This is a genomic window from Pseudomonas sp. GM102 (assembly GCF_000282555.1).
Taxonomy (GTDB): domain Bacteria; phylum Pseudomonadota; class Gammaproteobacteria; order Pseudomonadales; family Pseudomonadaceae; genus Aquipseudomonas.
This window is the reverse complement of record NZ_AKJB01000055.1, coordinates 47384-66037: the sequence shown is the minus strand read 5'-3', so window position 1 is coordinate 66037 and position 18654 is coordinate 47384. Positions and strand designations below refer to the sequence as shown.

Sequence of the window (18654 nt, the reverse complement as noted above, 5' to 3'; positions counted from 1 at the left end):
CTTAGCTAAACCGTCATGCGCCAGCCCTGCGACTGGAGCCATGCTTTCAGCTTTTGCCAACGCGCCTCAGGCAAGCCGCCAAAAGTCCTACCAGCAACCCGGTGATAAGCCCCAGAAGAATCACTGGGGTTTGCCGCGGGAATACAGCTTCAGGAGTAGGATAAACAGAAATCAACTGCGTGGGCACGTAACCCAATGCGTATTCGTACTTGCGCAATACGGCTTCGATTTTGTTGATGGCATCTCGGTGCGCGAGGTAGACGGCCATTCCCTCTGCCACCCCACCCCCGCCCCCTAGCGCGTCTAAATGAGCTTGTCTCGATTTACGAAGATCAGCAACCATTTGCGAAAGACGTTCCCGGCCGGGTTGGCTCAAGACATCCTGTTGCTGACGAACCATCTCGAAGATACCTTCGGCGCATTTTGAAGCTAGCTCCGCACCTCGAGCTCGGACGTTGACCATAAGGAAAGCCGGCTGACCTTCGGCGGTGTACCGAGCCAGCCTAGTCATCCGCTGTTTAGCCTCTGGCACATCGTCAAGGCCACACTCACGCAGGACTTCGCCTGAATAAGCGGCAGGGCTGTTCAGCCGCGCGATGACTGAAGTTGCAGACTCGATCTGGTTTGTAATCGGCGGGCCGTCACCTTCCAACCCACGATTTTCAGCCATTCTTATTATCGCAGAGGCTTCGTACTCTAATGGGGTAACCCATAAATAGGCGGTAGCTCCCAGTAAGCCGAAAACAGCGCCGGCAGTGATAAACTTCCAGCCTTGTGTCAAAAACTTCAGCAATGACACAAATGTAAAAGCTTCCACATCATTTTTCACTTCAGGGTCGTGCATAAAGCATCACTCGCGTAAGTTGAAATTAGGCTATCTGGTCCGAACTCGATAATCCGCCCCCCTTCCCAAGGCCGTTGAGAAGACACAGGAAACGCAAACCCAGCATAAGCTCGCGGATAAATTGCACATCTGCAAGAGCAAGCGAGCCCAGCTGTCGGACAACCAGAAGCGATCATCTAAAACCATATAAAGAGGGGCCGGGTTCCGCTAAATTTTTGCGCAAATACGTGGAGTCGTATTGACCTACCACCATTCGATGCGACCTCCACCTCGATAACGCCAAGGTACAGGAGAATACTGCGCCACTGCTGTCACAAATAAATTCGGGATGTATTGTACTGAAATACAGGTGCGTGTGAGTACAGTTGTCGCAGCCGCCGCATAAAGCAGACTCAGGCTTAGCTTTTTCTGTCATATTTCGATAGTGCTATTAAGGGTACCCGGTATGTAAATATTTGCATGAGCAGACACAACGCAATGAAGCCCAGATTGGTCCAAGTGTAAGCTTGAGGAGCGAAGCCTGCCATCACACAACAGTAACTGATGCGCAAAAATATCAAGAACGAGATTATATTCGGGCGCTTCCAGAAGAAATAAACGGAGGCGACTAGTGACAGGTACAAAAACAATGCCGCACCCACCGCCCCCACAGGCCCCCACGCCATCAGGAAGGGAAAGTATTCAGTTCCAACGTTAATGACAGGCTCATCAAATGGGATAGTAGACCCTAAGGTTTCTACTCCGCCTGCTTGGGGGACCAATTGATTAATCAAGAAATCTGAATCGATGTAACCTTTGGCCATTATTGAACTAAAGTTGTAAATCCCCGCACCAATGTAGAGTAAAATCCATTTAAACCCGGATGAAGCCGCTACGTAGAATTCGCTGAAAGGTAATGCCACCCAATCAAGGCGTCCCGAACGAAACTGCCCCAATTTAGCAAAAAGAAGCAGCGCCCCTAGCAAGCTGACAATCAGGGTTTTCCAGGGAATTTGCCGCTTGGAGAAAAAGACCATGGTTACGGCCAATCCATACACCGAGGCAAAAAGCCGGTTTCGATCCAGTACCAGAACAGGAAATGCCAGTCCTATAGCAATAAAAAAAACTCTGATGCGTTTGTCTGGGTAGCAAAGCAATCCTACAATGGGAAGTACCCAGCACATATTCGAGATATGTCGAACATGCGATCGACCTCCGTCGAAGTTGGCATAGATCTCCGGATTGAGTAATGGCAATGGAAACAAGGTCAAGTCGAGGATGCAGGCCACCAGCACCGACCAAGCCAACACCTTCACCCAATAGCATTCGGGCGAGCGATCAAAGGGCACTAGTTGTAGTGCGCGGCGCGCGGGCAAACGAATACCTAGTATCGAATCGAACACTATCGCCAAGGCGGCGACCACCATCAAAATCGAAATACCGACGCCGTAACCTTGAGGCAGTTCAAATGTAAGCAGCGCAATAATGCAGCTGCCCAGCAAGGGCAATGAGAAAAATATCGAGGGAGACCGATGGAAATCTTTCACACGTCGCCCTTTTTAGAGTTGCTCATTCTTTGCAACTCCCCCGCAATGCTAAATGCAAAATATCCTGCCATATAAAATGACGTCTTGAGCCACTGGTGCTTTAAAAATGCTACCTTTGCGTCGACCAAGTAACACTGTGCTTGAAGCAATTTTTTATAAGGGCCGTGGAATTTTGCGATGTGCCGTTTTGCTACTTTTCCGGACTCTTCGAGATTCCTGATTCTAGACGCGACGTCGGGAGTTCGGCAGGTATTGGTGCTGTGTACTCGGTATGCACATACGCGCTCATCGATAAAGCCCAGCCCACCTTGTGCCGCGATCCGGAGAAAAAAATCCCAATCATCAATCCGCAACCCCTCGTCCCAGCCTTCACCGCCAGTAACGAATGCTTTACGCACCATCGGGACAGGGCCCGCAACAGCCCAGTCGCTAATAACCGACGCGATAATGCCTTTCTCCGAAAGGTATCTTTGCTTGTTCGCCCGGTGCAAGCCGGTCATGCCGCTGTCGTGAATCACTTTGCCATGCTCGTCGACAACGATGGAGTCACCAATGACAGCCAACTTATCCGGGCAATTTAGCAAATAGTCGACCAGCTTTTGACTGCCTCCCGACAAGAAATAATCATCACTGGCGCCCAACCTGAGAAAATCGCCGTTTGCCAAACTTGTAAGCTCATTTATAGTCGCCGTTACACCTTTGTTTGGGCGACTCTTATAGATAACGTTTATGCTCTCGGCGTGGCGTGAAAGCCATTGTTCGATCACCTTCGCGGTATTATCGGTAGATCCATCATCAATAATAACAATTTCTTTATTGCCATAAACATCGGCTAAAATACTATCAAGGCAGCATTGAACGTATTGATCATGATTGTAAGCAGGTACGATGTAGGATACTAAAGGTACCAATACGTCCTCCGGACATTGTTGCGACCGAAATAAGGCCTAATTGAATAATCGCAATTTATATACTATGGCATGCAGAGAGTCAACCGAAGCCCCCCCTTTGAAACAATTGCCTGCATCAGGTTCAGTCCACCCAAGCTTCTTATGCGCGCGCCTTTTGCCGCTCTGAGGGCTGCGCAAAGCTGATCTTTTAGTCGTTCTGCGGTGCCTTGCGAGTCTCCCTTCATGGTTTGGTTTTCCGTGTTGACAACCTTGCAGGAGTACTTGAGGTCAGTGCCAAGGATCACGGTTACACGGATTAGATCCCCAGCCTACAGCTGGATCGAGACCGCAATGGCAGACAGCAATCGTATTTGTGGCTATGCCAGTACAGGAACCGTAGGTGGCGTTGATTGAGGGTTCGAAGCGCTACTTTCTTGAAAACAGAGGCGTCATGAATGTCAATCCTGATCATCAGAGGGTCGATGAATCGGCTGCATTGACCCGCCGAATCATCGAACGCCTGCAAGGCGCCGGAGTCCTTGGACGCTCGCAAATTGATGATGCAGTTACACGAATACGACATTGATTAAAACTTGAAGCTGTCGCTTTTTACGGCGCGACAGCCCAAGCAATAGCTCACCAGAATTGTTTTTGAACAAGCCGTTGATGCTAGCAATAATGCCCGAAAATTTTCGACAACCTTCACCTAGCCGCATCACTATATCCACATGACGCATTCCATGTTTGTCGACAACAACTTATCTTATCAATTCGTTAAATCTTACCACCACCGAGGCCGTCGGCATTTTCCATTTCACCAGCGTGAAATTTCACCGCCAGAATTATTAAAGGAAAGTAGGCCAAAATCAGACCAAACATACCGTCCACCCCTAGTAAAACCACACTTAGGGCAATTGGGAGCAGCCAAAACGCATTGATAGCCGCTACCGCCAGTATTACCGGTAAATGCTTACCAAAGCGTCGCGACGCAAACTGATAGGCATGACTGCGATGCGCCTCATAGACTTTGTCACCACGCATACAACGACGCATTAAAGTAAAAGTGGCATCCACGACGAACACGCCAAGCAAAATCAACATTGCCCAAAACAACTGTGAAGAAGCCCAGGCAGAATTAATGGAAATCACTCCCAACACAACCCCTAAAAACCCGCTCCCGGCATCGCCCATAAAAATTCGCGCTGGAGGGAAATTCCAAAACAAAAAACCTGCAGTAGCGCCAGCGAGTGCAAGGGGAAGCCAAACCATGCTATCAAAACCGCTTACCTGATAAAGCAAACAGGCCCCCGTACATACGCAGATAGTTTCGATACTGGCGATGCCATCGATTCCATCCATAAAATTGTATAAATTTAGCATCCATACCAAGTAAAGCGCAGATAGAACGTACCCAAACCATCCCAGGTCAATAGTCAACCCGAAAATGACGATCGCAGGTAAACCACCCAGCCAAAATAATGCCCAAGCAGCGGCAGCGAAATGCCCTAACAAGCGCCATCTAGCGGCGACATGGCCATGATCATCAATAAATCCGATCACTGCGATCAATGCTCCAGCTCCGCCTACCGCGACCAACGTAGTGACCGGCACCAACTGCATCCATGCCAAAAACGGCAGGCACAAGAGAAAAACCAAAACAATCGCTACCCCCCCACCACGAGGCGTTGGAACCGAATGAGAACTTCGAGCATTTGGAACATCAATAATGCTGCGCGCAAGGGCATAACGCCTCAGCAGCTCAGTCAGCGTTAAAGACAGGAGAATAACGAAAGGAAGGAACAGCCACTGAATCATTATTTTTCATGCTCCATTTATTGCTCCGCAGCAGCTTTCAGCTGCTTCCCCAGCTGATACAAGTGAACTCGTTTGCACAAGAGCGTAAGTTATTAACATGCGAAACCTCATTGATTCGCAAAGATTTCGATAGGATTATACATTCCTAAGAATTCTACTCAAGATTTCAACGCCCGACTGAAGACTCAAAATGATCCGCCTGCACGCCAATATCTTGATCAAGATATAATTGACTCTCTGCCAAGAAGAGCGGAATAGCTCTTCCAATATTCAAAAACCTTAATGTCAAACACTCAATACCGCTTAACCTAAGAGCATAGGGGTGAAAGCCCCAAAAAACCAGACCATTGCACAACTACCTAATAAATCCCCAGAACAACCATCACCAACAAAAAAACTCGATCGCGAAATCGACGACGCAAGCTAGCCCAGTTGCGAATCAAAAAAGAAGAAGGAATCTTACCCTGCTTGAGCAACGAAGCCGGTAATCCTTGGACCCTATCTGCCAATAAACCTGAAATTTTACTTACCTCGCCACGATACCACCCGCTTCGCAATAAAGACAAACGGGCCACGAGAGCCTTAATACCAGTATTGGCGCCGAATTGATTATTTGAATGTTGACGATAGAGCATGTGAGAAATCGGGTCTATGTACCAACTCAGGCCACTTGACCTAAACCAGGCATACACCAACCAGTCATGCAAAGATACTTCACATACACGCGACCAATTCGTTATTACAAATCGCTTGAACTCAAGCGCATTAGACACTTTAAGAACATAGCTGCATCCAGGCCCTGCCGCCTCGAACAAAAAATCATACTTACGTTGCCGCTGTGCTTTATCCAGTAAGACCTTCCGCCCATCAGGCCAAAACGCAGTGACATTACTGGAATAACCCGAAGCACACGATTCCAAAATTTTCTCGTGAGCAACGTTCAACTTATCGGCTAACCAAATATCATCTTGATCAGCTAAAGCTATATAATCAAACTCAGAAAAATCTACGTCACGGATAAGCCGATAAAAATTTCTACCTGCCCCACCAAAATGTTCACCATGAGGAAGAACTTTGACCCGAGCATTATTTAACGCCAGCTCACTAACCCATGCCTCTGTTGCATCGCTAGAAGAATCGACACTAATAAAAACATTCACATCAACATTTTTTTGCTGAAGAATTGATTCAACCTGTGCAGGCAACCATTTAACGCCATTATAGGCAGCTAATAGTACAGCAACTTTAACCATATCCAACAAGACCTCCTTTCTCGATCACCGACCGCTCACTAACATCCCTTGCCGACAGGCATTCAAACGACTGAGGCATTAGCCTCGCCAATACCAAGAGCAGAAAACCAGAATGATTTTAAACCCCATATTGTGAGATGCTAGCACCGCCCAAACAATGATCACTACTAAAAACCACTTTACAATAATACATGACCCGCAATCATCATAAAATCAATTATCCCGGCCGAGCAATAATCTACGACCTAAATCCCATCACCACAACGACCTTCCTCACCTCATACTCACTATAAACCGACGAGCAACCACAAAACTGAATACAAAATAAATCGCATAATTCACAACAAAAGCGTACATCGCACCAATCAGTCCGAAGTGCTCCGTCAAAAAATACACCCAGGCCACATAGGTCAAACTGAAAAACACCTCAGAGAATATGAATAATTTCGTCATGGCTTTGGCGAGCATTATAAAAGACAGTATGAAGGACATTACCTTAATGACATCGCCGAGCAGCTGCGGAGCGTAAAGATAAAGCGCATTCGAAAACTCGCTAGAAAACAGTACCTGAGTAATGAAATCACGAAAAAAATATATGCCCAACGCTGATACAACAACAAGCGGGATCAAGTATTGATAAGCAATTCTAATTTCAGAAACAAACAATTTTTTATCTGTAATTGCGGACAACCTAGGAAGATAATAAACACTGATCGCCATGGTTATAAACAGCAAATAGGCTTCCGAGACTTTGCTAACCGCCTGCCAATACCCGACTTGCTCCCAAGAAAATTTTTCAGCTAAAATATTTCGAGTAGCAATTTGAACTGCTGGAGCGAGAAGTGCTGAAGTCAAGGTCATCATTGAATAATGCGATAACTTCTTAACCATCTCCACATCCCAGACTAGAGAAAAATAACTCCAGTTGAAATAATCACTTTTCTTATAAAACATAAAGCTAACAAAGAACAGACTCGCTTGAGCCAATAAAAAGGCCAGAAGCACACCGTACAACTGATAATAATAGCCCAATACCAATGGGGCAAGAACCCCAAGAGCCGCTCCTCCTACGTGTATCGCGGCAAGACGTTTAACGTCCATCATACCATTGACGATTGCGATAATTAAATTATGCAGCGCTACGAAAATCTGTGCAAACGCCAGTACTACAATCAGACTTTTATAGCGGAGATCACCAAGCAACCAAACCGTTAAATGCTCGCTAAAAACGAGCACTACTACGCACATCACTAACGAAGACGCGAGGGAAAAACAAAATGCTGAGTTTAATAGTATTTGCAGAGGGATATTTTTCTCACGGTATTCCGCCAAATACTTGACTACACCTGCTCCAACTCCCCCTCCCGAGAATACAACCAGTAACGCCGTAAGGCTCATAAACTGGCCGAGTTGTGCAACTCCTTCAGGCCCTGCTAAAATCGCTACAAACTTCATCACTAGGAAACCCGACAGTAATCGAGCAACGGTAGCGATAGAGGTTAGCAAACCAGTTCTTAATATATTCAAAATCAAAACCATTTTAACGCAGCATTGTAAAAATATTAGCTTTAGCCCCTTCTAAAGCTAACTTATTCCCCAGCCAGCTAAAACATAAAATTTTAAGAAAAGGTATTCAAACGATCGATCACCATGCTAACTTCAGCAGAAGAAGTAACTGGACTTAACGGCAAGCTTAATACTGTCCGATGTATTGCATCTGTTAGAGGATGATGTTCCGTAGCCAGCGCTTTATAAGCATTTTGTTTGTGTGGCGGGATAGGATAGTGTATCAATGTTTCAATGCCATGGCCTTGCAGATAGCTTTTCAACTCATCGCGCCTTTCGCTACGCACAACAAACAAATGCCATACATGTTGTTCCTGGAGAGTGAGCATCGGAACCTGAATCAGAGCGTTATCAATGTTAGCTATATATTGATTAGCCAGCGTTTTCCTCACGCCTATTTCACGATCCAGATGACGCAATTTAACTCTCAACATTGCCGCTTGAATTTCGTCCAAACGACTATTCACGCCCCTATATTGATTTTCATATTTTTTATAACTTCCATAGTTGCCCAGTGCACGAACAACAGACGCCAGTTCATAATCGTCAGTTGTGACAGCCCCTGCATCACCAAGAGCCCCTAGGTTTTTACCCGGATAAAAGCTGAACCCTGAAGCATCTCCCCAACTACCTGCCTTGCGGCCGTTAATACTGGCACCGTGAGCTTGAGCGGAATCTTCTAGCACTAATAGATTGTATTTTTTTGCCATCGCGCATAGTAACGGCATCTCTGCCAGTTGCCCATACAAGTGTACCGCCAGAATGACTTTAGTTCGATTGGTTATTGCACACTCTACCAGTTGAGGCGATAAATTGAAGCTATGCTCATCAGGCTCAACGAGAACTGGCACTAAGCCATTCTCTGTGATTGCCAGAATGCTGGCAATATAAGTATTGGCGGGAACAATAACTTCGTCGCCGTTTTCCAGCTTACCCATTTCCTTCCATGCTCTGAGGGTCAAACTCAAAGCATCCAGACCATTGGCAACACCAACACAGTGCTGGGCACCACAATAGGTTGCAAATTCCTGCTCAAACTTTGATAGCTCTTGACCACCGATATACCAACCAGAGTCAATAACTCTTGCGCAGGCTTCTTTTAATTCAACAGCGTAGGCCTGATTTACTTTTTTCAGGTCAAGAAAATTAATCATTTAGTTTAATCTCATAAAAATCAATTATCATACCACGGGCGCCAAAACTCTCTTTTTGAGCAAGTAGACCGGAATTAATGTGTTTTCCACCATTCTCAGTAGACACCCCGAAACTAAAATGCTTAAACCCGTCGTCTAAACTCTCTTGAATACAGGTTTCAATAAGATAATCTAATGCCCCCACCTCTTTACCTTCGGAGCTTGTCGCCAAATACTGAGTATGGACAACAGTACCAAATTTAAAGAGCAAGGTCGCAGCCAGTAACTTCCCTTCAGACTTGACGATTCTAAGAGCTATATTTTCAGGAAAAAGAGATGACAATAATTCAAGTTCTTGTGGTGTGTGAACTGGTACAGCTCCATGCTTCTCTAATACACCACTTAGCAAATCAATAAATTCGCCCCAGTTTTTGGAATCCGTCACAACTAAATTATTTTTTTTTGCTCGAGCAATAAGCCACTTTCTACCTTTGGAAAGTTTCAATCGCCGATCCAGGCAAATAATGCTCGATAGATCCCTACGGACAATCTCAGCTCCGACTCTGAATAATGAATACAGGTCTTCTTGTGCACCATGAGTTGAAAATATATAAGGAGTAGCTTTGTATAAAATCTTATTAAACCCGTGAACTCTAGCAAAAAGAATAATAGCTTCAACGCTTTCTAAAACAGTTTCAGCCTTTACCTTTTGAGACAGAATCAAGCCGCCGTATGTCAAACCGCCGTGGCTGACCAGAACATCCTCGTTACGAGATGCCGGCAAAACAGCAACCAGTACTTCTTCCTCGTAAACCATCAATGAAGCATCAATAAATCGATCCGAGTGGTACTCCACAAAGTCTCTTTTAAATAGAAACAAAGGGGTCTTGGAGTCTATAACAAAACTATCCCATTCGTTTTTTTTTGCAGCTGAATAAAACTCGCAAACTACCATTCCAACAACTCCGCCACACCGAACCCCTCCGCCCCCATATTATTTCCATTATAAAAACAAAACGTTTTCTCTCCTACAGCGACTAATCTAGGATAACAAAGATGTACAGAATCAAAGCCACTCTCAGAAAGCGTCAAACCAAAGTTCGAATCTTGACGAACCCAATGCTTTCCGTCGCTAGACACGGCGACACCTGGAAAATAGTCACTACCCGATGTGCCGCCCTTGGTATAAAACATATAATATTTTTCTTTCACTTTGTATACTGAGGGCCTCCCGATCCGATACTCATCGCCCTCCACATCTATACATAACAACTCTTTCTGATTAAATATTCGGCCGTCGACAGATTCTGTATACCAAATATTGTAGTCAGGATAGTGGTTGCCATTGATTAATGTCCAAGAATTACCCACCGCATACCATACTTTCCAGACACCATCCTCGAACAGAACAGAATGGATTGCGCGAATTGTTATTCCGGCGTCAGCCCTGTCCATGACAGGCACTTCAGAAACACGCAAAAATGTATCGCCGCCATCAGTGCTTTCCGCCAATCCTGTGAATGCTAAAAATTTTGCACGCTTAACTATTTGGAAACCAACATAGTACATCCGCAGGACGTTACCACATCTAACAATATCACCCAGAATAACGCCGTTGTCATCGAAACACCCGTCTCGCCCCCGATCCAAAACTGGAACATCAGATACCCTTAGGACCTTAGTAGGGTCTTGCGCATCAACGTCCACGTAACCGATTCTACTAATACCCTCTTCATCCCTGAACCCTGCATACACACGAATTACATTGTCGTTCAGTAGAATCGGAGTAGGCGTCAGTGCAGAATTTTTTTTCCAGCCATTAGTTCCTGTCGGAGAAAAGACATGCCCTAGCTTGTTCCACTTCATGGCGCCTTCCTTTACAATTTAACGCTTAGAGAACTTTTCTTGGGTAGTTCTTTTGCTGGAGAACCATAATAAATACGCTCAGGTTCTTTCAGGTCTTTCGACACTAACGAACCAGAAGCCACAATACAGTCCCGCGCAACTGTCACATGATCATTAAGTGTAGAGTTCACCCCTAAAAAACAAGATTCCCCGACTCTACAGTAGCCCGACACAACCACATGCGAAGAAATAAAGCAGTTATCCTCAATCACTGAGCGATGACCGATGTGATTACCACTCCAAAGAATTACGTTATTCCCAATCTCAACAAAAGGTTGCACAGTATTATTTTCGAATATAAAACAATTTTCCCCTATTTTCGCATTCCGCCATACAAATGCGTGAGAACTGATATAGGTGGCACAGGTGTAGCCTTTCTCTTTAACACTCTGATACAAACGCGTTCTCAAGCGATTGAGTTGTGACGCGGGAATCGCCACAAACACTTCAAACTCGGAAGGGGGAAATTGTTGCTGCATATCCTCAAAGGGGACGATAGGCAATTCATAAAGTGTATCGCTTTCGATATAGTCTCGCTCAACGGCGAACCCACAAACTTCGTAAGCAGAGTCATACGTAAAATATTCATAGGCGATCATAGCTAACTCGCCTGCGCCAGCGATTACTAGCTTCTTATTTTTTTCCATAATTCACCTCCTTAATGAATTGATCATAATCCCGAATATAGTCGGACTCATCATAGGGCTCACTGGCCAACACAAGAAGGACGCAATCATCACTAAACTCATGCATCTCACGCCATATCATATTGCGTATAATCAAGGCTTTACTCGCTGAATCCAAGCCTATCTGCTGCCTGGTGACCCCATCATCAATTACTATCTTACAACTTCCAGATACACAAATTGCCATTTGCTCTAAACGTCGATGCGCGTGAAAACCACGCCCCACATCAGAGAGAGTATCGTATATATAATAAACCCGCTTTATCGCAAAGGGAATATTTAGGCCTTGTTCGAGAGCGATCAAACTTCCGCGCTCATCACCGATTACCTTTAAGTCCATTAACTCAGTAGTGCCTTGAAGGAACTCAGAGTGTGGCTCGCTGTTTTTTAAGAGAGGAGCAACTTCATCTTTTGCGCTAATGGATATTTCCGTAAACTTAGGCCAATCTATACCTATACACGGATCATTCCACCTGACGTTTCGTTCCGATTCTTTATGGTAATCATTGGTTGTCTTATAGAAGAAATGCGTATCGTCCTCTAATGCAACGAAGCCGTGTGCGAAGCCCTCGGGAACCCACAACATGCGCTGACTAACAGCATCCAATTCAATGCCAACCCATTTTCCGAATGTCAGAGAATCACGACGTACATCGACGACCACAACATAACCTGAACCATTTACTACCCTGATCAAATTGCCTTGAGCATGGGGAGGAAGCTGATAACGCAAGCCTCGGATAACACCCTTCTTTGAACAGAAATGGTTATCTTGAATTAGAGGCCGCGGCACCGGAAAACCGGCATTTTTAAGTGCCTTGTGAAACGCAGGCTCATTAAAACTTTGCATAGAGTAACCCTGCGAATCCTCATAAATCGCAGGCTCTAGAACAGCTACATCAGGCAAAGAAGTTTGAAGGAGCCTCACGAGTGACGTCCCTCATCTAGAATTTTTTGTAAATACTGCCCATATCCAGTTTTTATTAATTTATCAGCTTGAGTTTGTAGTTGCTCTGGGCATATCCAACCATTATTGAATGCAATTTCTTCCAGACAAGCCACTTTCAGGCCCTGGCGCTGCTCGATGGTGTGAACGAAATGGCTGGCTTCCAAGAGGGAGTTATGTGTGCCCGTGTCGAGCCAGGCGAAACCGCGCCCAAGCATTTCCACGCTGAGTGTCTTGCGCTCCAGATAAGCCCGATTGACATCGGTGATTTCCAGTTCACCCCGCTCTGAAGGTTTAATGCTCTTAGCGATTTCAACCACATCGTTATCGTAGAAATACAGTCCGGTGACCGCGTAATTGGATTTAGGCTTTACTGGCTTTTCTTCAATGCTCAAAGCACGTCCCGAGGCATCGAATTCAACTACACCGAATCGCTCAGGATCAGAAACGTGATAACCGAATACCGTTGCGCCCTCCTTTCGGGACGTTGCGGAACGCAAGTTGTCTGAGAAGTGCTGGCCGTAGAAAATGTTGTCGCCCAGGATCAGACAGCAAGGGTCTTTGCCGATGAACTCTTCACCGATGATGAAAGCCTGTGCCAAGCCATCCGGACTAGGTTGCTCCGCATATGTCAACTTAATGCCGTACAGGCTACCGTCACCCAGCAATTTGCGAAAACAAGGCAAGTCTTCGGGAGTGGAAATGATCAGAATCTCTCGCATACCTGCGAGCATCAGCACTGATAGCGGATAAAAGATCATCGGCTTGTCGTAGATCGGTAGCATCTGCTTGGAGACACCAAGGGTCAATGGATGCAACCGCGTGCCCGAGCCACCAGCGAGGATGATGCCTTTACGATTTGTCATGGTCATTTATTCAGAACTTCCCTAAGCATTCGGGTTACACCACTTTGCCAATCCGGTAAGTGTAGAGTAAAACTTTTACGCAGCTTCTGAGTATTCAAACGCGAATTCAGGGGCCGACGTGCAGGTGTTGGATAAGCGGCTGTTTCGATTGGATTGATTACGTTAACGGCAAGTTGCTCGCCATTGGCCCGCGCAAATTCGATCACATGGCGGGCATAGCCATACCATGACACTTCGCCTCCGGCGGCCAAGTGATACAACCCTGCCAGTTCCGGACGTTGCAGTATTTGCTGAATGGCCAACGCCGTCACGTCGGCAATCAGGTCTGCCCCAGTCGGCGCCCCGATCTGGTCGGCGACGATGCTCAGGGTTTCGCGGTCTTTGGCCAGACGCAGCATGGTCTTGGCAAAATTATTCCCGCGACTGCTGTATACCCAACTAGTGCGGAAAATCAGGTGCTTGCAGCCCGAGGCGATAATCGCACGCTCACCTGACAGCTTGCTCGCACCATAGTGATTCACTGGTGCGACCGAATCTGACTCCTTCCAAGGCGATGAGCCCTGACCGTTGAAAACGTAGTCGGTCGAATAATGGATCAACCACGCATCCAGGGCACTGGCTTCCTCAGCCAAGACTTGACTGGCCTGACTGTTCACACGGTCCGCCAGTTCGATCTCGGTCTCGGCTTTATCGACAGCCGTGTAAGCCGCAGCGTTGACGATAACGTCAGGCTTGACCTGGCGAATCGTTGCACGCAATGCATCCAGGTCAGATAAATCGCCACACAAACCGTCAACGATATGACGATCCAGCGCAATCAAGTCACCGAGCGGCGCCAAGGAGCGTTGTAATTCCCAGCCTACCTGACCATTTTTTCCCAGCAGTAGGATCTTCATGCCTTGCTCGAAGAACGGTCCGCGTAATTCTGGTCGATCCACTGTTTGTAGCTACCACTTTTCACATGGTCTACCCATTCAGTGTTGTTCAGGTACCACTCGACGGTTTTGCGAATACCGGTTTCAAATGTTTCTTCCGGCGTCCAGCCCAGCTCGCGCTGAATTTTGCTGGCGTCGATTGCGTAACGCTGGTCGTGGCCCGGGCGATCCTGAACGTAGGTGATCAGGCTGGCATGGGGGCGATGCGCGGAATCCGGACGCAGTTCATCGAGCAGTGCGCAAAGGGTATGCACCACTTCGATGTTTTGCTTTTCGTTATGGCCGCCGATGTTGTAGGTCTCGCCGATTACGCCTTCGGTCACGACTTTGTACAGTGCGCGGGCGTGGTCTTCGACGTAGAGCCAGTCACGGACCTGGTTGCCTTTGCCGTAGACCGGCAGCGGCTTGCCTTCCAGTGCGTTGAGAATGATCAGCGGGATCAACTTCTCAGGGAAATGACAAGGACCGTAGTTGTTCGAGCAGTTGGTCACCAGCGTCGGCAGGCCGTAGGTACGACTCCAGGCGCGAACCAGGTGATCGGAACTGGCCTTGCTGGCCGAATATGGCGAGCTTGGCTGATACGGCGTGGTTTCGGTGAAGAGGTCTTCCGGACCTTCGAGGTCTCCGTAGACTTCGTCGGTGGAAATATGGTGGAAGCGGAAGTTGGCTTTACGTGCATCATCCAGTGCCGCCCAATAGTGGCGTGCAGCTTCCAGCAAGGTGTAAGTACCGATGATGTTGGTCTGGATGAATTCGGACGGACCTGAGATCGAGCGATCAACGTGGGACTCTGCGGCCAGGTGCATGATGGCATCCGGTTGGTGTTCACGCAGGACACGGTCCACTTGATCACGGTCGCAGATGTCGACGCGCTCGAACACGTAACGCGAGTTCTGGCTGACTTCGGCCAGAGACTCAAGGTTACCGGCATAAGTCAGCTTATCGACGTTAACGACAGAGTCGTTAGTGTTGGAGATGATATGACGAATGACTGCCGAGCCGATAAACCCGGCGCCGCCGGTTACTAGAATTTTCACGCGAAACCATACCCTTAAGTTACTGACAGGGCCGCCAATCGCGCACTGTCTAATCCATGAATGCAAAAGCCATCAAGTCAGCCGCGGCTTCTGACAGAGTCAGTCTGAACCGATCGGGAACTACCCTATCGACCAAGCACAGCATTTTACAGCTTAATGAAGGTTTTACTAATGGATATGGACAAGCCGGGATGCAAGTTCAACGCGTACCACAGGTTTCTCGCGATCAGACAAGGCGCTTGCGTGAAGCTCTGGACGTACGTCCCAGAAACCAGCCGAGAATCGGCCCGATCACCATACCGATCAGCAGCGCAATCACCATGACCAGCGATACTGGCAACTGCGGGCCCGCCCAGCCCAGGAATAGCAGCGACACACTTTGCTGGTTCTCCAGAACGAACGCCAGGATCGCGAGAACGAGCAACATGGCAAATACAGCGAGAAGTACACGCTTGAGGTTACGCATCAGCGATTCCTTGAAGTGCAGCTGTCAAAGCCCCTCCTCCTCTTCCTCGTTCACGCGATCGCGCAGTTCTTTGCCTGGCTTGAAATGCGGAACGAACTTGCCGTCGAGGCTTACGGACTGACCAGTTTTCGGATTGCGACCTACGCGCGGTGCGCGATAGTGCAGGGAGAAGCTGCCAAACCCACGGATCTCGATTCGATCACCAGTGGCCAGACATTGGGACATTTGCTCAAGCATGGTCTTGATGGCCAGCTCCACATCCTTGGATGAGAGCAGCCCTTGATGGGTGACAATTCGTTCGATCAACTCCGACTTCGTCATATTTTTCCCTTCTTTTTCAAGCAGCTAGGAAAAGCGCTTCAAAGGTTTTAGCATGCCCGGAGAAATTTGAACAGCCCGAGTTTTGACATATCTTTCCTTGTAATGAGGTGCCCGATTTCAGAGCATCGGAACATTGCTCAAACCCGGCTTTCATCTACAGATAACCAGCATGGTGCGCGTCAGATAACCCGCGGGATTGAAGCCGAAAGGGAATTCATCTTCCTCCTTCGCATCATCGGACCTTACGACAACTTTATAACCTGCACCCTTGCACTCCTTGGCGGCTCTCTTGTGACACTTCTCCCATCCGGAGCCCAAGCCTGAACAATCGATCTCTATACCACTGACTCCGCGTACCGCATGAGTCTTGGCGCTTGTGGTACAGCCCGCCAATGTCAGTACTGCTATCACGACAATGAGCTTGTTCATTCACTTCCTTAATACCAGGCCACTGCCCGACTGCGTTCACTTCATACCAAGCCTAGCCTTGAATAGACGACTGACCTGTATGAAATTACAGACAGCTTATGTAGATCATTGGTTTCACGAAAGAAATAATGCAGCGGGCAAACTGCTTTTCGTAGGAGCCAGGCTTGCCGGCGAAGGCGTCCGCAAGAGCGCTTTCGCCGGCAAGCCTGGCTCCTACAAAAAAGCGGTGCCATCAGCCCCTCCCCTGGAGTTCACCAAATCGCAGACACAAAAAAGGGCGACCGAAGTCGCCCTTTTTCTATGGTCTGACAGAACTCAGTTCTGTTTTTCCATTTGTGCACGCAACAGGTCGCCCAGAGTGGTAGGACCAGCAGCGATGCTATCCGAAGGCTTGTCTTTCAAGCTTTGGATGGCTTCTTTCTCTTCAGCATCGTCTTTCGACTTGATGGAGAGCTGGATTACGCGGCTCTTGCGATCAACGCTGATGATCTTGGCTTCTACTTCCTGGCCTTCTTTCAGAACGTTACGCGCGTCTTCAACGCGGTCACGGCTGATTTCGGAGGCTTTCAGAGTCGCTTCGATATCGTCGGCCAGAGTGATGATGGCGCCTTTAGCGTCAACTTCTTTCACGATGCCTTTAACGATGGCGCCTTTGTCGTTCTCTTGAACGTACTCGGAGAACGGATCGCTTTCCAGTTGCTTGATACCCAGGGAGATGCGCTCGCGCTCTGGGTCAACCGACAGGATAACGGTGTCCAGCTCGTCGCCCTTCTTGAAGCGGCGAACGGCTTCTTCGCCCACTTCGTTCCAGGAGATGTCGGACAGGTGAACCAGACCGTCGATGCCGCCGTCCAGACCAATGAAGATACCGAAATCGGTGATCGACTTGATGGTGCCGGAGATTTTATCGCCCTTGTTGAACTGGCCAGAGAAATCTTCCCATGGGTTAGATTTGCACTGCTTGATGCCGAGGGAGATACGACGACGCTCTTCGTCGATGTCCAGAACCATAACTTCCACTTCGTCGCCGACTTGTACGACTTTCGAAGGGTGGATGTTCTTGTTGGTCCAGTCCATTTCGGAAACGTGCACCAGGCCTTCAACGCCTTCTTCCAGCTCAGCGAAGCAGCCGTAGTCGGTCAGGTTGGTTACACGAGCGGTAACGCGAGTGCTTTCTGGGTAACGGGCTTTGATAGCGACCCATGGATCTTCGCCCAGTTGCTTGAGGCCCAGGGAAACACGATTGCGTTCGCGATCGTACTTCAGAACCTTGACATCGATCTCGTCGCCAACGTTGACGATTTCGGAAGGATGCTTGATACGCTTCCAAGCCATGTCGGTAATGTGCAGCAGGCCATCGACGCCACCCAGATCGACGAATGCGCCGTAATCGGTGAGGTTCTTGACGATACCTTTGACTTGTTGGCCTTCCTGCAGGGATTCCAGCAGAGCTTCACGCTCGGCGGAGTTCTCGGCTTCGAGGACGCTGCGACGGGAAACGACAACGTTGTTGCGTTTCTGGTCGAGTTTGATGACCTTGAATTCCAGCTCTTTGCCTTCCAGGTGCGTGGTGTCGCGCACTGGACGGACGTCAACCAGAGAACCTGGCAGGAACGCACGGATGCCGTTAACGTCGACAGTGAAGCCGCCTTTAACCTTACCGTTGATAACGCCCTTGACCACTTCTTCGGCTGCGAAGGCTGCTTCCAGAACAATCCAGCATTCAGCGCGCTTGGCTTTTTCACGGGACAGCTTGGTTTCACCAAAGCCGTCTTCAACCGAGTCCAGAGCAACGTGAACTTCGTCACCGACGTTGATGTTCAGCTCGCCAGCATCGTTGTAGAACTGCTCAAGCGGGATGAGTGCTTCAGACTTCAGGCCAGCGTGAACGGTTACCCAGCGAGCCTGGTAATCGATATCAACGATAACACCGGTGATGATGGAGCCTGCCTGAAGGTTCAGGGTTTTTAGGCTTTCTTCAAAGAGTTCCGCAAAGCTTTCGCTCATTTTAATTCCTGTTGATGAGGGCGAAGAAT

At 47.9% G+C, this 18654-nt stretch carries 19 protein-coding genes; 1 reads left to right on the top strand and 18 read right to left on the bottom strand.

Going from position 1 to position 18654, the window contains the following annotated elements:
- Positions 1-46: 46 nt before the first annotated feature.
- The 3 genes from PMI18_RS16880 to PMI18_RS16890 form a co-directional block, all read right to left on the bottom strand.
- A complete protein-coding gene (locus tag PMI18_RS16880; RefSeq protein WP_007899786.1) occupies positions 47-844 on the bottom strand; it encodes a Wzz/FepE/Etk N-terminal domain-containing protein in 798 nt (265 codons plus the stop codon).
- Positions 845-1242: 398 nt separating this feature from the next.
- Positions 1243-2370, bottom strand: coding sequence for a hypothetical protein (locus PMI18_RS16885; RefSeq protein WP_007899783.1), 1128 nt, complete (start codon positions 2368-2370; stop codon positions 1243-1245).
- Positions 2367-3281: a glycosyltransferase gene (locus PMI18_RS16890; protein WP_007899781.1), complete on the bottom strand. Its 915-nt coding sequence runs from the start codon at positions 3279-3281 to the stop codon at positions 2367-2369. The genes PMI18_RS16885 and PMI18_RS16890 overlap by 4 nt, the downstream gene beginning before the upstream one ends.
- A 379-nt stretch (positions 3282-3660) precedes the next feature.
- On the opposite strand from PMI18_RS16890, the gene PMI18_RS31055 reads away from it, so the two are divergent.
- On the top strand, positions 3661-3846 hold the full coding sequence (locus tag PMI18_RS31055) for a hypothetical protein (RefSeq protein ID WP_157221672.1): 186 nt from the start codon (positions 3661-3663) through the stop codon (positions 3844-3846).
- 188 nt (positions 3847-4034) lie between these two features.
- Here the strand turns inward: PMI18_RS31055 and PMI18_RS16895 are convergent, their stop codons facing one another.
- The 15 genes from PMI18_RS16895 to rpsA all read right to left on the bottom strand — a co-directional run bounded on the left by PMI18_RS16895 (position 4035) and on the right by rpsA (position 18625).
- On the bottom strand, positions 4035-5075 hold the full coding sequence (locus PMI18_RS16895; RefSeq protein ID WP_007899777.1) for an MraY family glycosyltransferase: 1041 nt from the start codon (positions 5073-5075) through the stop codon (positions 4035-4037).
- A gap of 359 nt (positions 5076-5434) precedes the next feature.
- Entirely contained in the window at positions 5435-6328 is an 894-nt protein-coding gene (locus PMI18_RS30265) for a glycosyltransferase (RefSeq protein ID WP_007899774.1), read from the bottom strand.
- Between the two features lie 273 nt (positions 6329-6601).
- Entirely contained in the window at positions 6602-7867 is a 1266-nt protein-coding gene (locus tag PMI18_RS0129505; RefSeq protein ID WP_274517917.1) for an O-antigen translocase, read from the bottom strand.
- 80 nt (positions 7868-7947) lie between these two features.
- Positions 7948-9048, bottom strand: coding sequence for a DegT/DnrJ/EryC1/StrS family aminotransferase (locus PMI18_RS30260; RefSeq protein ID WP_007899772.1), 1101 nt, complete (start codon positions 9046-9048; stop codon positions 7948-7950).
- The gene (locus PMI18_RS16900; RefSeq protein WP_007899770.1) at positions 9041-9982 is read right to left on the bottom strand and encodes a GNAT family N-acetyltransferase; all 942 of its coding nucleotides are present in this window, start codon (positions 9980-9982) and stop codon (positions 9041-9043) included. Before PMI18_RS16900 ends, PMI18_RS30260 begins: the two co-directional genes overlap by 8 nt.
- Positions 9976-10893: a hypothetical protein gene (locus tag PMI18_RS16905; protein WP_007899769.1), complete on the bottom strand. Its 918-nt coding sequence runs from the start codon at positions 10891-10893 to the stop codon at positions 9976-9978. The genes PMI18_RS16900 and PMI18_RS16905 overlap by 7 nt, the downstream gene beginning before the upstream one ends.
- Before the next feature lie 11 nt (positions 10894-10904).
- The gene (locus tag PMI18_RS16910) at positions 10905-11579 is read right to left on the bottom strand and encodes an acetyltransferase (RefSeq protein ID WP_007899768.1); all 675 of its coding nucleotides are present in this window, start codon (positions 11577-11579) and stop codon (positions 10905-10907) included.
- The gene (gene rfbC, locus PMI18_RS31515) at positions 11566-12546 is read right to left on the bottom strand and encodes a dTDP-4-dehydrorhamnose 3,5-epimerase (RefSeq protein WP_007899767.1); all 981 of its coding nucleotides are present in this window, start codon (positions 12544-12546) and stop codon (positions 11566-11568) included. The genes PMI18_RS16910 and rfbC overlap by 14 nt, the downstream gene beginning before the upstream one ends.
- Complete coding sequence (rfbA, locus tag PMI18_RS16915; RefSeq protein ID WP_007899764.1) at positions 12543-13436, bottom strand: glucose-1-phosphate thymidylyltransferase RfbA; 894 nt, start codon at positions 13434-13436, stop codon at positions 12543-12545. The genes rfbC and rfbA overlap by 4 nt, the downstream gene beginning before the upstream one ends.
- Entirely contained in the window at positions 13433-14326 is an 894-nt protein-coding gene (rfbD, locus tag PMI18_RS16920) for a dTDP-4-dehydrorhamnose reductase (protein WP_007899761.1), read from the bottom strand. Before rfbD ends, rfbA begins: the two co-directional genes overlap by 4 nt.
- A complete protein-coding gene (gene rfbB / locus PMI18_RS16925) occupies positions 14323-15402 on the bottom strand; it encodes a dTDP-glucose 4,6-dehydratase (RefSeq protein ID WP_007899757.1) in 1080 nt (359 codons plus the stop codon). The genes rfbD and rfbB overlap by 4 nt, the downstream gene beginning before the upstream one ends.
- A 226-nt stretch (positions 15403-15628) precedes the next feature.
- On the bottom strand, positions 15629-15868 hold the full coding sequence (locus PMI18_RS16930) for a lipopolysaccharide assembly protein LapA domain-containing protein (RefSeq protein WP_007899754.1): 240 nt from the start codon (positions 15866-15868) through the stop codon (positions 15629-15631).
- Positions 15869-15892: 24 nt separating this feature from the next.
- A complete protein-coding gene (ihfB, locus tag PMI18_RS16935) occupies positions 15893-16189 on the bottom strand; it encodes an integration host factor subunit beta (RefSeq protein WP_007899751.1) in 297 nt (98 codons plus the stop codon).
- 150 nt (positions 16190-16339) lie between these two features.
- Complete coding sequence (locus PMI18_RS16940; protein ID WP_007899746.1) at positions 16340-16618, bottom strand: hypothetical protein; 279 nt, start codon at positions 16616-16618, stop codon at positions 16340-16342.
- A 315-nt stretch (positions 16619-16933) separates the two neighbouring features.
- The gene (rpsA, locus tag PMI18_RS16945) at positions 16934-18625 is read right to left on the bottom strand and encodes a 30S ribosomal protein S1 (RefSeq protein WP_007899744.1); all 1692 of its coding nucleotides are present in this window, start codon (positions 18623-18625) and stop codon (positions 16934-16936) included.
- Between the last annotated feature and the right edge of the window lie 29 nt (positions 18626-18654).